Genomic DNA, 13,767 nt, shown 5'->3' with positions numbered 1-13,767 from the left:
GCATGAAATTCCCCTCCTATTTTGCTTTCCTTACGATAACAGCATTTAATACAATTAATATACCTGTAATCAAAAATAATACGGCCACATTTGTTAAGTGGATCAGAACCCCAGCAAATGCGTAACCCAACGGTGTTGCAAGTAATGCCAAACTTCCAACAAAACTAAACACTCTCCCAAGTAAATGAGGTTCAATTTCGGTTTGGATAAGAGCATAAAACGGAGCTGAAAATAATGGACCAGACAATCCCACTAGACCAGCCATTACGATAAATCCATAGAATAAAGTTGATGGAAGTGTGCCAGAAATGAATAAGGCAATCCCCATCAGTATCATTCCGCTAACAATGAGTTTCAATTTTTCAAATCGATCTCCGAAAATCCCCATTAATATACCACCAAAGATGAGGCCAACAGCAAAAACAATTTCGATTATTCCAGCTTCAACTACGCCCTTCTCGAAATGATTTCGTGTCATAAGCGGAAAGTAAGTGCCTAGCGGAATATACAGCACCGAAACAATCGTAATCGTGACTGTTAACCTTAATAAAACAGGATGTTTTACAAGTGCATGATATCCTTCTTTCATATCGCTGATAAAACTAGAAGAATCAACAGTTTCTGAACTCTGTACATTTGGAATGTGAATAAATAGCAAAATACTACTAGCAATTACTGCCCCAAAGACATCTAGTAATAGAACCCACTCAACGGAGCTTATCGCTAGTAATGACATCCCCGCTGCTGGACCAACAATATTTGATATAGAAGCCACTGTCTGTCCCCATCCAGAAACTTTTGTCAAATGCTCTTTTGGGGCTATTAGTGGAATAGACGCTTGCATAGCCGGCATATGGAATGCAGTTGCTAATGAACGAACGATCAATACAATTATCACCAATATAATACTCGGATCATAAAAATACATTGATACAAATAAAGCTAAACTTCCAAGTGCAACCGTCATATCTGCAATTATCATAATCACTTTTCGTGAATAACGATCAGTAATAGTTCCTGCAAAAGGACCTAACAATGCTTGTGGCATAAATCCAGCCAGTCCTGCTAATGTTAAAATCAGTGGAGAACCTCCTGATGTATCTGTTAACCACCAAATGATACTAAATTGAACAGCAGCACTGCTTAATAGTGAAAAGAACTGCCCTGTAAAAATCGCAATAAATTTCCGTTTCCAATTCATATTATCCATTTTCCCTACCTCCAAATAATAAAAAAATCACAAGCATCTGCTTGTGATTTTAGAGTAAAGGGAAAGAGATCCATCCTTATTTTTTGTGACTTGTAGAAAGTCATCACTAAACATACCTAGCTCTAGCATGAGCATGGCTAAGAAAGTGAAAAAGATAAAAATAAAGAAGGGCAGAACAAGTCGCCTTTCTCATCATAACATCTTTCCATCCCAAATAAATCAAACAGTATATTGCCTACATCAAAATAGTTAGACAAACCACAAGTATGGATTGGGTGGATTTTTGAAATGAAGATTATTAAAAAAGGACAGACTACTCCCGTTTACTCTGTAAATACAAACAGAGCCTTTGAACGTATTTAATTACTTGTTCAAAGATAGGGAACGTAGTCTCATAGAATGTGTCATTTTTAATAATCCTCCTAATAGTTTATAAAATACATTAGTAATTATATATTTTTAATAAAAAAAGTCAAGTTAACTAAGACTATTTTTCTTGCACTGTACTGAATACCCTTTGGCATAAATACCAATATTTCAAAACTTAATATATATTTATCATAAATTTCTTCTGTTATGTGGTATTTTGGATAATGGCCCGTTTGCAGAAAAAAGATTACGGGTAGAAACTATAATCTCCCTTTCCATTTACTATTTTATAGATTGTTCTGCCTTGTATCAAGTGTTTGCCGTGCTTGCATAAAAAGTTGCATAAACAATGTTCCACTAAAAAAGAGACAAATGGCCGTTATATCAACGTTTGTCGCTTTTCCCTATGCCCCCAAACTTCCATTTGGGAACGTTATTATATTTATTGATGTATACGTCATAAATCCTTTTTAAACTACAGCACTTTCGTTTGTTTAAGTAGATTACTTCACAAATATAATAAATAAAATCTCATTTAACTATACTATCTACCAAAAAACAGGGTAACAGCGAGCTGGATTTAGGTCAAGGTTTCGGACACACAAAAGTTAAGTTTTTGTTTTGTCGCAACCACCATTTATGGAGTGTTCCATTTAAGTGTATTAAAAGGATTATTTATTAAACGTCTGAGATTTTACTGAATACCAACTTTTTAAAGTTACTCGTGTGCTTTACTTTATAAATCGCTAGGCTCTTTTCCCATTTAACTAAACCTTCTTTTAACCAACTACCTGAGCTGAATATAATGTATTTTAGTAAAGGCTCAATATGCAATTTAATATTTGAACAATCTAAGGATGTAATAATTAAAGTAGAAACACTACGCCCAGCGCGTTCAACTTCTAACAATGCAACTTCTTTTCCATTCCTTAGTTTTACATATGCCACTATATACTTTCTAGGAGTAATGCCATCATCTAAAAACGCAAATGAACGCTCTCCTATGTCAGTTAACTCACCAACATATGCCTCCACACTTTCTACAAAATAAGCTCTTGATAACTCATTTAATACTTCTTTAAAGTCCGCTAATTCACCATTAACATATGTATTTTGTAATGACTTAACTTCTAAGCCTCTTAATAGACTTGTTCCGCCAATATCCCCCATTGAACGGCTGTTATTAACTGCTTTGACAGTCTTTTTAGTGTTGTGATCAATTCCCTCGCGTTGTTTGGATGAAGTTATTCTTTGTTTAGTAATTACTAGAGCATCTACGTATTCATGAGTTAAAGTATCAGTCATTACTTCATCAAATTCATTTGTACGTCCATCAACTGTTACATCCGCTTCATAATCGCCTAAAGTTGAAAGGGGGAGAATTATACGTTTTCTTGGTTCATTCGATTTTTCATGACGAACAAGGCTAGGGTGAGTAATTTCCAAATTAGAAACCTGCAATTCTTTATCTAGCATCGCCTTAATATATAGAACTGTATATCCTGTTGGTGTTTTTTTCACACGTAGCTTTAGTTTGATTGGTGTTTGAAATGGCCATTCAAACTTAAGAGAGTCATTAAAATGAAAATTACTAGCTATACTTTCATATACTTTACGAGCGTTATTGTTCATTAATAGCCACACTAAATGATGTAAATACTCGTTCTTTAAATACTTTGCATTGTATGAAGACGCGAAGTGTAATCGTAATAAATCCGACTCATATTGTTCTGTGAAATATAACGGGAAAGAGTTCATTTCAAATAAACAATTCAACAGGAATGCATTCGGTGCAATGATTCCTCTAAGCACTTCAATTAAAGGTAGGTAGAAACGCTCCCCATTGTATTTGATAACGAAAGTTTGCGATATTTCTGTATATTTTGTCCCGCGTATTGAATAGTTTTGTTCAAAATAGCCAACGTAATTTGGATCTATTGTAATGATAATTTCTTCAGTTTGGTTAGGTGAGATAGGTTGCGTAATAACCCCATCTACGTAATAATGCTGGATTCTTAAAGAAGCTAATACAGTCCAATCAACTATTAACTTTTCAGTTGTATAATATCCATTAACTTTTCCACTAAAATAAACTGGCAGCACAATCTTTTTTTCGTATCTAAAAGGTGCACCGATCCATTCTAATTTCACGCGTGCACCTTGATCAAACGGCCAATTCTTAAGCTTTATATCTTTGCTTTTCATCGATTCCACCTTCCTGTAAATACGCCTCTAATATTGACCGAATCGTTTTAAAATCCTTTGACTTTATCCCTGCCAATCTTTGAACACGCCACAATTTCACATCGCTTGATTCATTTTTCAAATTATCAATGATTCTACAGCATCTGCGAATTTGAAATTGTTCCACACTTTCCGTAATTTGCTCAAGTAAACGCTTTGTAATAGGTAGCTGTTCTAAATGTCTTTCAAGATTGGCTATTATCCCTAAACGTTTACCTAAAAGAGATGTCGTAATTCGAATAGGCTTCTCAGACGCCCATAATTGCTCATATAGCGTTTTTATTGCAATTGTATAGCGGGTAAGAAAGTACATCTATTCTTTTCTATATAGATAGAAGGGTGTTATGGAGGATGCAGTAGTGAGACAGTAGTGGAGTGTACGAAGGTTTGAGGAGAGATAGCTGATTGAAGTGAATCGATCCTCTTGTAGATAGGTAGTGATGCTCTTTCTACTGGATGTACAGCATAAGAAGATTTTTCGGGCTCATGCGTGAGGCTGTAGGCTGCACGCAGCGACACCCTCATCGCACCGCTGCCCTCCTGCCGGACCGATAACGAGAGCTGCACATCGCTTGCGCGAGGCATCTCTACGTTCCTGTTCCTTACGACGGAAGGCACGGAGCGTTCCATAGAATTCTAAAAAGAAAAATAAAAGGTTAGGATTTAGTCGAAGGAATGGCTTACTAAAGGAAAGAGGCTTGTCCACATATGAGATCGTCGTTAGTACTTCGATCGTGAATGATGTATCGTGTGCGAGGATATCTAAAAAGGAGAAACTACATATAAACTTTGATGGATCGACTGATGTATTAGGTGCAGCACTTACAAATGTCAATCTACTTTACCTCGTACCGATTGCATTCGGACTTTTCTTATTGATCGATTTCTTGTTTACAAAAGAAAAGAAAACCTTTTTGAGCAGGACAGGTAAAATGCTTTCGGTTCCGCTTATTCTGATCGTAGGTGTCCTCATTTATCTATATTGATTCGATGTGCGTAGGAAGAATGATTATTTTTATGGCAGAAACGATCTTAAAAAGGTCGTTTCTTTTTTTATGCGTGAAAAATTAATCGTGCATTGTCTCGTAACGACTCGGTTATTTTACATATCACTTCGCTTATCTTATCTAAGGTAATTCGTACAGCTTTTTAAATCATTCTATGCTGTGCTTAACAAATCGGTTAGGGGTGGAGTATATGAGTATAATTGAGATGTTTGAGGTCATGGATTTGTCGAAGGGAAAACAGATACTAGATAAGGTGACATTGATCGATGCCCAGCTTCGATTCGTGCGAGAAGTGGATGGTTCGGTTGAGCACGTGACGTGGTTTATCGATGTCGATCGATTGACACACTTTATGCAGAATCACTTTACTAAGCAGACCCTTTGAGGTCTGTTTTTTGTGCATCGATCTATACACCGGTTAACCTATTAAGAAAAATGATTAGGTAGAAAAAATAACCAACTATCTCCTAGTATTCCCTGTATACTGAAGATAACTTACAAATCAGGAATGGAGCGATGAAAGATGCAACGTAAATGGATGGGTGCTAGTTTAGCGCTCGCAAGTATTGGATTGCTCGTTGGACCACTGCAAGGCGCAGAGGCAGCGACACCGAAAATCAAGGTCCACTATATCGATGTCGGTCAGGGCGACGCAATCTACATCAAGATGCCGAGCGGTGAAGACATCGTCATCGATGGTGGCAACAAAGGGAAAGGCGATGAACTCGTCACTTATTTGAAGAAACAGAAAGTCGGCGACATCGAGGTGTTGATCTCGACGCATCCGGATGCTGATCACATCGGGGGGCTTGATGAAGTCCTCGACTCGTTCAAAGTCAAGAGCGTCTATGCACCGAAGGTCAAGCATACGACGCAAGCCTACAAGGACTTCTTGTTGGCGGTTAAGCGCGAGAAGCTGACAATTAAGACAGCAAAGGCTGGCGTCTCGCTTCCGGTCAAAGGAGGCGTAAAGGCGCAATTCGTCGGACCGGTCAAAGAGTATGCGAAGAGTGATTTGAACAACTGGAGTGCTGTACTACATGTCGCCTATAAGAAGAACACGTTCCTGTTCACGGGAGACGCGGAACTGAAATCAGAACAGGACATGATTGCGAAGAAGAAGAAGCTACGGGCAGATGTCCTTAAGGTTGGGCATCATGGGGCGAAGACATCAACGAGCGCGACGTTCCTCAAGTATGTCAAACCGAAGTATGCCGTTATCAGTGTCGGAAAGAATGCGTATGGTCATCCGACGAAGGAGGTCGTGACGAACCTGAAGCGAGCGAAGGCGACGATGCTGCGGACCGATAAGAGCGGCACGATTGTCTTTGAAGGGAACGGGTCGTCCTACACGATCAAGAAGTCGAAATGACGAAACGAAAAGGAATCATCGACCGGATTGAGGGGAAGTGGGTCGTCGTCGAGTTCGACGATGGGATGCGCGACATCCTGATTTCCCGCTTCCCGATGACGGTAGAATCCGGCGATGTCATCTGGATGGATGAATACGGTCATATCGAGAAGGATGATCGCGAACGGGAACGACTCTCCAGTGAAATCGATGAGTTGATGGAAGAACTATGGGAAGACTAACAGAATAAATAATTTCGGAGCATATACGAATAAAATAGTGATTAATGATCGTCAAAGAAAAATTAATGGGGGTGAACTGCTGTGTATGAACAATATTTAGAAGATTCATATCGAAGATTAAAAAGTATAATTGATGACAGTGGAACTAGACCGATATTATTCGTAGGTACTGGAATTTCAAGAAGATACATTGGGGCTCCATCATGGATTGGTTTGCTAGAACATTTAATCGAAAAAAATCCGAATTGTAAGTACCCAGTTGCATACTATATTCAAAATACAGCTGATAATCCAGAAATTGCAAGTTTACTAGTTGAAGAGTACAAAACATATGCTTGGGACAATTACAAAGAATCAATATTTCCAGATGAACTATTTGAAGCAGACACTTCATCCAGTATGTTTTTAAAACATGAAATCAGTTCTTTTTTCAAAAACCTAAGCCATTCAATTGATTTAGAAAACCATGAATATGCAACAGAAATAGAATTACTTAGAAAATTGCAACCACATGCTATTATAACGACCAATTATGACATGTTAATTGAATCGTTATTTCCTAAGCATTCAGTTATTGTAGGACAACAGGTTATCAAATCTAAAAAAGCTTTAGATATTGGACAAATTTTAAAAATACATGGATGTGTTAATACTCCACAAGAAATAGTAATTTCTTCAGAAGATTATATACATTTCCATGAAAAGCGTAAGTATTTAGTAGCTAAGCTTTTAACTTTCTTTATGGAGCATCCAATAATATTTTTAGGGTATTCTATTTCTGATCCTAACGTAAAAAAAATACTGGCTGATATTTCTGAAGTTGTAGCTGAATCAGATTCAGAAATTGTAGAGAACATTTGGTTTGTTGAATGGAGCGAAGTTCCTATTGGTTATGACCAAAAGCCATTAACAGAAAAAAGTATCGACCTAGGATCAGGAAAAAGTATTAGAGTAAACTACTTAATAGTGCATTCATACGAAGAATTATTTGAGAATCTAAATCAGAAAGACGTATCAGATATATCTGCTTTGAAAATACTTGAAGAAAAAGTTTACAACATCATTAAAAGTAAGTCTATTACTGATCTTGAAGTTGACTTGATCACTATGAGTAGAGTTGAAGATGAAAATTCTTTGGCTAATATGTTAGGCATAAAAAGTCATGACGAAGAAGAAACTCAATCTACAATTGAACAAACAATTCTTGGGTTAGGAACAATAAGTGATCCAGAGCAATTGAAAGCTACTTATCCTTACAGACTAAGTGATCTAGGAACAAAGCTCGGCTTCAGTTCATGGCATAAAGTTAATAAGGCTTTAGTGAAAATTGAAGAAGAGACAGGTTTCTCTATCAAGGATTCAAGCAATCGTTATCATGTTGACTTAGGAGTAGTTTCTCCTCTTCACCGATACTCTAAAGAAGCATTTGTTCTAGTTTCAAAGGTAATAAATGGTGAGGAATATGAAGTGTTTAATGCTAACGACGAAAAAATTGAAGTTACTAGATAAATTAATACAGAATAATTTAAGAAGGAAGCTCACTTTCAAATTAGTAAGCTTTCTTCTATTTAGATACTAAGGATTTCGCTAGCTTTTTTCTCAGCAGTTTTTTCATCTGTCCAGTCCATTTCAGACAGCATACTCGCTTGGACCTTTTCGATCTGTTCACGTGTGTAGCCGAGTTGCTCCATTGCGATAACAGCATAAGCAATTGCTTGATTGTTAGTCATGTTCAATCCTCCGTCTTGTCTGTATTGTCAGTTTTATCCTACTTTTTTATAGTACTTGATTTTAAAAGAGGAGAGGACATGTTTTTAACGGCTACGGAAATCTTGCTCTGGTACATTGGAGTGACGCGTCACGATTTGTCGGACCTTTTCTAGATCACGGTCTTCCGTCGAAATCATCTCGTCGTACCATGCCTTTTCAAGTAATTGTTCGGTCTCCTTGCTGACGACCTCTGTGTTCAGGATGTGATGATACGGTCCCATCGCATCATCGAGGATGCGGAAGTGTTGGCTGATTGGTTCTTCGCCCGGGATGACGAGCGTGTAGGCGACGGTCTCATGTTCGTCAAAGTCACGGTCGTTGGCTTTCGCGAACGGTTCGAAGAAGTCTGTCGCTCCATGGACGAGCATCATCGGTTCGTCAAACGATGACAGGTCTTGCTGCGTGTCTTGCTTGGCGATGCTCGTCAGGTAAGCACCGACGTCCTCCGGTGAATGTTGCATGATTCGTTCTAACCGTTCAGCTAATGGTAATCCGTGTTCAGTGACCTGTGCAGTCTGTTCGATATACTCAATCATTTTAATCGGTGATGCTTCGCGTTCCAAGATTTGCTCCTTCTCGAGCGCAGTATGGATATCACGGATGAAATGACCGGATGTCTGATGGACTTCGTACAACAGGTCTTCTTTATCGCGCAAGTCTCTCCCTTGCGTCCAGTTGGCGAGATACGACAACGAAAACTCGTCCGTCGATAAACCAAAGTGTGCCGCGACTGTGTAGGCGACCATCTCCGCTTGGAATTCTTGCTCGTGCGGATTCAACTCGATTCCGCGTTCTTCATTCCTTTCCAAGTTATGCAGATTGGCATGCGCGAGTTCATGAATCAGGACGGTCACGTTCTCGATGTCCGAATTTCGCGGATTGAGTGCAATTGCATTCAGCTCTGGATAGAAGCATCCTTTTGCCGTACCAAGCTCGCTTAACGGCTGATCGAGTATTTTTACGTCTTGCGTCTCGGCAATCCCGTTCAACGCGCGGCGAAATGACTCTGCTTCACGGATCGATCCATTTCGGTGATAGGAAGCGAAGAGCTCGGAGACTTCTAGTCCCTTCTCCCGAGCATCGGTCTGTGTGTACTCGAAGACATGACCAATCTTGTAGTACATCGCTTTCCATGTCGGTAGAGAACCTTCTTTAGCGCGATTTTGCTCCGTCTTCGTCGCGTCCTTCCAAGCCACCCAATCCGTCTCTCGTTTGATGAATGTAACGGGAGAGGGAACGAAGATCTTGATTCCTTTCTCTCCTTTTTGGACCTGGACACCTTGCTTCTCCCAGTACGCATAGGAACCGACGGCACGGGCGCCTTGGAACTGTTCCTCGATCAACAGCATGTTCCGCGTCGAGTAGCGATGGAACCGGCTCATGAAGTCGAGGTGTTCCTTGATGCTTTCCTGACTGACGAAGTGTGAGGCGAGCTGTGTCTCCATTTTATCGGTCAACGCTTGGACTTCCTTCTGGTAATCCTCACGCGTTTTCTTCTTGTATGCCACACTACTCACGCTCCTTCCGACGAAACGGATGAATCAGCAGCATCTTCAAAATCGTTCAACTCTTCTAATACCATCGGGTCGGTAGCTAGTCGATCGAGTAGTAACTGACAGCGATCACGTGATATCGGGAGTAATACCAAGGGTTCTTCCTGCAAGAGCTGCAGTAGCGTGTGTTCCTCCTGTGAAAGGGGAATGTCGTAGCGCGCTCGATGAACCATGACGGTGACGTGGGTCGGATGCAATTCGAGAAGCGTTGCGAGTGTGAAGGCTTTGAGTCGTCTCATTTGTGAGTCATCCTTTCTTCATCTGAATGTTTATGTTGCTTTCGTTGGTCGATTCGCTTTCTGACAGCCGTCTCTGCTGTCTCGAGGAAAGAGGGACGGTATTCGGTCGTCGGGATGATGTCCTCGATGCTCTCCGTCTGCATCAGGGCTTGTAGCAATTCGATCAATACCTGTGTTTGAAGGTCTGTTTGTTGGACGCTCTTTCGTAACGGAGAGAGACTTTTTGAAATCTGTTCTTCCCAGAACGTCGTCAACTCTTGCTCGATTTGTTTCGAGACGGAACGACTGACATAGTTCAAGTCCCATTGCTTTTTGATCATCTCCTGATAGTCACGGATGATGTGATCGATTGCCGGACCAATCCCAGACAACCGTTCTCTCTCCCGGTATTCCTCTAAAAAATCAGTGGTCACGGCACTCATCTTGATCCGGACTTGTTTTGTTTCCTCCATTGCCCGTCACCTTACCTTTCGTGTTGGACTTCCTGTTCGAGTTGTTCAAACGCACGCTGATTCTTGATATGGTCCCACTCATCGTTCATGTGTCGTCCGATCCGATAGAGTGTCTCTTGCATGATTCGTTCACGTCGAAACGCTGATCGGATTCTTTGTCTAGGTGAGGATGTCTTCGTTTTCTCGAGCTTCTGGGATGACGTAAGCGACTCACGCATCTCGGACAGGATGGCGTTTCCCATCCGCGTGTAGAGATCCTGTTCTTTCGTCTTCCGATAAGTTGATGCTTGAGATGCCGATCCGTAACTTCGCTCGTAGAATGCGACCTCCGTATCGAGTCGTTGCTTGAAAAAGGTATGCTCCTTCTCGAAGTGTGTCGCAAGGTACGTGTCAGTCAATTGATTGAGTGAAGGACGCAGTTCTTGCATGCCGTTCATGTTGTAGTTCCACTGCCGTTTATCGTTCGGTAGTCGTTTCTGAATCGCTTTATACTGGCGTACAAGTTCCGGATATAGCACGCGATTTGAAACGGATAGTGTTGCATGATTTCGTTTGTGCGCGAGAACTTCATCACGGATGAAGGCATTCAACTTCTCCTGTTCCCGTGTCCGATTGGCAAGCGTATGGACGACTTGTGCCTTCATCTGCTCAATCGTTTTTGGTTTCCGTTTGCCACGTTCGCGTGGATGCATCGTCTCGACTGTCGCGACATGGACATGGATGTTGTCCGTGTTGTAGTGGATGGCGGCGGTCCATGTTGCGTGCAACATCTGTTCCCTTTCGATCATCAGCGCGGTCGCATTCCGTGTCGCCTGCATTAACCGTTGTTCATCGATGTAACGATTTTCTTTGACACCGACTTCCTGTAACCACGCTTCATCGAACGAGATGACATCTTGCCAGAGGATGCTGCCGTTCTCTTGTGCCCGTCGGAAGATATCGCGTAACTGCTCTCGTTCATTCGCATTCAATCGGTCTTGCGTCGCTGTGAACAGACCGCTTGATTTCAGTTCATCTTCCATATAGTCGTGATAGTTCTCGAATTGATGCGACCGCGCTTTTGTCTCTGGTCGATCGATGTAGCTGAGGTAGGTCGTATAACGACGCGCACGTCGAGTTGCTTGCGGCAACTTGAACTTCGACTTGATGATGACGCCGGGAATGTTACTCATCCTGCATCACCTCACGGAAGAGTGTAGTCAATAGTTCGAGTTCGGTTGCACTCCGCTTCAGGTGTAAGGTATTCGCTTCGAGCTGTCGTTCGAGGCGTTCGACCTGTGTCGACTGGACGCCGTCTGCACACCAGGTCGTCAACAATCCTTTCAACAATTCTTGTCGAGAACACATCTGTTTCTCCGCCTGTTCGTCGAGTTGTTTGACGAATCGGGGATCGATGTCACGAATCAAGAGATCCATTCGTCTTCCTCCTTTCATCAGGAAAGTCAGTCTTAATGATTTAAAAAATAAAAAGTTTTCCGAACAATTCACTCGCTCTTCCTGTCATTAGAAGTGAGAAAGGTGATCCTACTTAGACGAAGAACGGAGGAAACATATGCAACCCATCATCGAACACAGTTACGCACTTGGAGAAGCCGTGAGCGTCTCCTTGATCGTCGAACTTTTGAAAAATATCTGGTCGAAGATCCAACGTTGTGAGAGCAGGAGGTTCGAAAAAAGTGACGCAACAGAATCAATCTAAGCGTTGATGAAAGTCGATAGAATGACTAAATGTACGTCGATTTTTTTAGAGGAGAAAAATCAAAAATAGTTCAAAAACCGTGAAAAAGAGCATAAGGGGAAACTGCTATCACTCAGCGTGCTAGCCTAGGCGGAGCCTAGTGTTTCCCTGATATCATCAAAATCGCCAAAAGGTCACACCGCGTGCCACTAAAAACGGCATTTTGGCACGGTGTTTGCCACCTTACCATTTCAGTTCACGTGCTTTAATGCGCAGCTGATCTTGTCTTTTTTCTTCTTGCGTGAGTTGTTTTTTCAATTCTATTTGTCGTAACAGTGCGTCTTTTTTGTCCTGCTTCAGATTGAAGATTTCGTCCTCACGTTCGACTTGTTCATCGAGTGTAAGATCGGGTAAGGTGGCTTGTTTTATCTCAATATCCTGTTCAATCTGTTGAATGAGGGAAGCATATTCCGTCTGTTCAAGCTTCATGTTCTTGATCCGTTTTCGACTTTGCAGGTGCTCGTCAGCTAGAAAAAGTTGTGCATAATCGTCCGCTTGTTGAATAGAAAGTGATGTCTTTAGGACACGTCGTTGATCCATATAGAGTGATTCGACGAGCGCGTCTTCTCGCTTCGTCACACTCAGCTTCTCGAGTGACTGTTCAGGCTTCATGACATACAAGCGGAGTGCTAGTTGATCAAAGTCACGCGGTACATCTTCGATTTCAAAGATGTAGTGCTCGTCCTGCTGATAGACGACACGGACGCGTTGCTCATCTGTCGGGCGTTCCTTATATGCGATTCGTGCCACAAGCTTTGACACGTAGTCTTGAGGTTGATCGAACTGGAGACGGATGCGCATTTGTTTCCTCTGCACATCATGGGACCAGTCGAGAAGCGTGACGGTCTGTCCATTCGTTAACCGTTGTTCTTCGCCGATGGGTGTCGCATTGATCGGTTGTTCCTCAGCAAAGAAGAGGGAAGAGAAACCGAAAAACAGAAAGCCAATCAAGAAGAATAGACCTGTTCCGAGGTACAGGCGCGACCAGTCACGGGTCAATGTCTTTCGCTTTCCTAGATGCATTTAGACACCTCCTGACGTTTGAAGACTCTTCATCTGATCAACGATGTATCGTCCATCTTGATACGTAAAGGTCAGTTCAACTAATTCTTCAGACGTCTCTTCATAACCATTGGTATCGATCGTCAATGTCCGTTTGAAGCGGACGAGACAATGCTCTGGATCGTCCCGACTTGGAAAGACTTCGATGTCCGAGACGGAGGCGGTGAACTTGCTATCACTTCCGCTACTCGCAAATAACGTCTGTTTGATGGACTCCGACATATACTGATTGGCTTGTCGTTTGCGTGTGGGATAGGTCCCATCCTCCCATGTGAAGGCGAACGTAATGAACCGTTCCGCGTCCTTCGAAATGATTGAATTTTGTTCTTGCTCTTGTTCGCCACTCGAGATGGGCGGATCTGACACTGTCGTTTTTGGTAACACATGATTCTCGTTTTTCTCTTCGATTCGATGTGGTTCAACTGCTGCCATTGAGCGATATTGATAGACATTGGCACTGATCGACAGCAACAGACAGAACAACACGAGCCACAGGAGATGACGACTCGTCAATGCCATGGTGTATCCCT

Annotated in this window: 16 protein-coding genes; 5 read left to right on the top strand and 11 right to left on the bottom strand. The window is 41.7% G+C overall.

Annotation, left to right across the window (positions count from 1 at the left end; translation table 11 throughout):
• Positions 1-16: 16 nt before the first annotated feature.
• The 3 genes from R7V76_RS12540 to R7V76_RS12530 form a co-directional block, all read right to left on the bottom strand.
• Complete coding sequence (locus R7V76_RS12540; protein WP_101035418.1) at positions 17-1,210, bottom strand: macrolide efflux MFS transporter Mef(F); 1,194 nt, start codon at positions 1,208-1,210, stop codon at positions 17-19.
• A 1,047-nt stretch (positions 1,211-2,257) separates the two neighbouring features.
• Entirely contained in the window at positions 2,258-3,784 is a 1,527-nt protein-coding gene (locus tag R7V76_RS12535) for a Tn7-like element transposition protein TnsE (RefSeq protein WP_214813959.1), read from the bottom strand.
• Positions 3,759-4,136 carry a hypothetical protein gene (locus R7V76_RS12530; RefSeq protein ID WP_214808492.1) on the bottom strand — a complete coding sequence of 126 codons (378 nt, stop codon included), beginning with the start codon at positions 4,134-4,136 and terminating at the stop codon, positions 3,759-3,761. The genes R7V76_RS12535 and R7V76_RS12530 overlap by 26 nt, the downstream gene beginning before the upstream one ends.
• A gap of 884 nt (positions 4,137-5,020) precedes the next feature.
• Here R7V76_RS12530 and R7V76_RS12525 point away from each other — a divergent pair.
• The 4 genes from R7V76_RS12525 to R7V76_RS12510 all read left to right on the top strand — a co-directional run bounded on the left by R7V76_RS12525 (position 5,021) and on the right by R7V76_RS12510 (position 7,932).
• Entirely contained in the window at positions 5,021-5,215 is a 195-nt protein-coding gene (locus R7V76_RS12525) for a hypothetical protein (RefSeq protein WP_214813961.1), read from the top strand.
• A 138-nt stretch (positions 5,216-5,353) separates the two neighbouring features.
• Positions 5,354-6,202 carry a ComEC/Rec2 family competence protein gene (locus R7V76_RS12520; RefSeq protein WP_318092833.1) on the top strand — a complete coding sequence of 283 codons (849 nt, stop codon included), beginning with the start codon at positions 5,354-5,356 and terminating at the stop codon, positions 6,200-6,202.
• Positions 6,199-6,423 carry a DUF3006 domain-containing protein gene (locus R7V76_RS12515; protein ID WP_029343425.1) on the top strand — a complete coding sequence of 75 codons (225 nt, stop codon included), beginning with the start codon at positions 6,199-6,201 and terminating at the stop codon, positions 6,421-6,423. The genes R7V76_RS12520 and R7V76_RS12515 overlap by 4 nt, the downstream gene beginning before the upstream one ends.
• Positions 6,424-6,504: 81 nt before the next feature.
• Positions 6,505-7,932, top strand: coding sequence for an SIR2 family protein (locus R7V76_RS12510; RefSeq protein ID WP_051656374.1), 1,428 nt, complete (start codon positions 6,505-6,507; stop codon positions 7,930-7,932).
• 59 nt (positions 7,933-7,991) lie between these two features.
• Here the strand turns inward: R7V76_RS12510 and R7V76_RS12505 are convergent, their stop codons facing one another.
• The 6 genes from R7V76_RS12505 to R7V76_RS12480 form a co-directional block, all read right to left on the bottom strand.
• The gene (locus tag R7V76_RS12505; RefSeq protein ID WP_318092826.1) at positions 7,992-8,153 is read right to left on the bottom strand and encodes a hypothetical protein; all 162 of its coding nucleotides are present in this window, start codon (positions 8,151-8,153) and stop codon (positions 7,992-7,994) included.
• A gap of 84 nt (positions 8,154-8,237) precedes the next feature.
• Entirely contained in the window at positions 8,238-9,701 is a 1,464-nt protein-coding gene (locus tag R7V76_RS12500; RefSeq protein ID WP_318092824.1) for an ArdC-like ssDNA-binding domain-containing protein, read from the bottom strand.
• A gap of 5 nt (positions 9,702-9,706) precedes the next feature.
• A complete protein-coding gene (locus R7V76_RS12495; RefSeq protein ID WP_318092822.1) occupies positions 9,707-9,985 on the bottom strand; it encodes a hypothetical protein in 279 nt (92 codons plus the stop codon).
• Entirely contained in the window at positions 9,982-10,437 is a 456-nt protein-coding gene (locus R7V76_RS12490) for a hypothetical protein (protein ID WP_318092820.1), read from the bottom strand. The genes R7V76_RS12495 and R7V76_RS12490 overlap by 4 nt, the downstream gene beginning before the upstream one ends.
• 11 nt (positions 10,438-10,448) lie before the next feature.
• Positions 10,449-11,609, bottom strand: coding sequence for a MobP2 family relaxase (gene mobP2 / locus R7V76_RS12485; protein ID WP_318092818.1), 1,161 nt, complete (start codon positions 11,607-11,609; stop codon positions 10,449-10,451).
• Positions 11,602-11,853, bottom strand: coding sequence for a hypothetical protein (locus R7V76_RS12480; RefSeq protein ID WP_318092816.1), 252 nt, complete (start codon positions 11,851-11,853; stop codon positions 11,602-11,604). The genes mobP2 and R7V76_RS12480 overlap by 8 nt, the downstream gene beginning before the upstream one ends.
• A 136-nt stretch (positions 11,854-11,989) precedes the next feature.
• Here R7V76_RS12480 and R7V76_RS12475 point away from each other — a divergent pair, with 136 nt between their 5' ends.
• Complete coding sequence (locus R7V76_RS12475; protein WP_318092814.1) at positions 11,990-12,136, top strand: hypothetical protein; 147 nt, start codon at positions 11,990-11,992, stop codon at positions 12,134-12,136.
• Positions 12,137-12,358: 222 nt separating this feature from the next.
• On the opposite strand, the gene R7V76_RS12470 is transcribed toward R7V76_RS12475, so the two are convergent.
• Together R7V76_RS12470 and R7V76_RS12465 are read right to left on the bottom strand one after the other, a co-directional pair.
• Entirely contained in the window at positions 12,359-13,198 is an 840-nt protein-coding gene (locus R7V76_RS12470; RefSeq protein ID WP_318092812.1) for a hypothetical protein, read from the bottom strand.
• Positions 13,199-13,756, bottom strand: coding sequence for a hypothetical protein (locus tag R7V76_RS12465; protein WP_318092810.1), 558 nt, complete (start codon positions 13,754-13,756; stop codon positions 13,199-13,201).
• Positions 13,757-13,767 lie beyond the last annotated feature (11 nt).

The organism is Exiguobacterium artemiae, assembly GCF_033342815.1.
GTDB classification, from domain to species: Bacteria; Bacillota; Bacilli; order Exiguobacteriales; family Exiguobacteriaceae; genus Exiguobacterium_A; species Exiguobacterium_A artemiae_A.
The sequence above is the reverse complement of the archived record's forward strand: the minus strand, read 5'-3'. Positions and strand labels throughout refer to the sequence as shown.

What these genes read in the sequence shown, in the direction of transcription:
- R7V76_RS12465 (WP_318092810.1), bottom strand. Translation starts at nt 13,756, where the DNA reads ATGGCATTGACGAGTCGTCATCTCCTGTGGCTCGTGTTGTTCTGTCTG.
- mobP2 (WP_318092818.1), bottom strand. Translation starts at nt 11,609, where the DNA reads ATGAGTAACATTCCCGGCGTCATCATCAAGTCGAAGTTCAAGTTGCCG.
- R7V76_RS12520 (WP_318092833.1), top strand. Translation starts at nt 5,354, where the DNA reads ATGCAACGTAAATGGATGGGTGCTAGTTTAGCGCTCGCAAGTATTGGA.
- R7V76_RS12470 (WP_318092812.1), bottom strand. Translation starts at nt 13,198, where the DNA reads ATGCATCTAGGAAAGCGAAAGACATTGACCCGTGACTGGTCGCGCCTG.
- R7V76_RS12515 (WP_029343425.1), top strand. Translation starts at nt 6,199, where the DNA reads ATGACGAAACGAAAAGGAATCATCGACCGGATTGAGGGGAAGTGGGTC.
- R7V76_RS12475 (WP_318092814.1), top strand. Translation starts at nt 11,990, where the DNA reads ATGCAACCCATCATCGAACACAGTTACGCACTTGGAGAAGCCGTGAGC.
- R7V76_RS12535 (WP_214813959.1), bottom strand. Translation starts at nt 3,784, where the DNA reads ATGAAAAGCAAAGATATAAAGCTTAAGAATTGGCCGTTTGATCAAGGT.
- R7V76_RS12540 (WP_101035418.1), bottom strand. Translation starts at nt 1,210, where the DNA reads ATGGATAATATGAATTGGAAACGGAAATTTATTGCGATTTTTACAGGG.
- R7V76_RS12480 (WP_318092816.1), bottom strand. Translation starts at nt 11,853, where the DNA reads ATGGATCTCTTGATTCGTGACATCGATCCCCGATTCGTCAAACAACTC.
- R7V76_RS12495 (WP_318092822.1), bottom strand. Translation starts at nt 9,985, where the DNA reads ATGAGACGACTCAAAGCCTTCACACTCGCAACGCTTCTCGAATTGCAT.
- R7V76_RS12490 (WP_318092820.1), bottom strand. Translation starts at nt 10,437, where the DNA reads ATGGAGGAAACAAAACAAGTCCGGATCAAGATGAGTGCCGTGACCACT.
- R7V76_RS12505 (WP_318092826.1), bottom strand. Translation starts at nt 8,153, where the DNA reads ATGACTAACAATCAAGCAATTGCTTATGCTGTTATCGCAATGGAGCAA.
- R7V76_RS12525 (WP_214813961.1), top strand. Translation starts at nt 5,021, where the DNA reads ATGAGTATAATTGAGATGTTTGAGGTCATGGATTTGTCGAAGGGAAAA.
- R7V76_RS12530 (WP_214808492.1), bottom strand. Translation starts at nt 4,136, where the DNA reads ATGTACTTTCTTACCCGCTATACAATTGCAATAAAAACGCTATATGAG.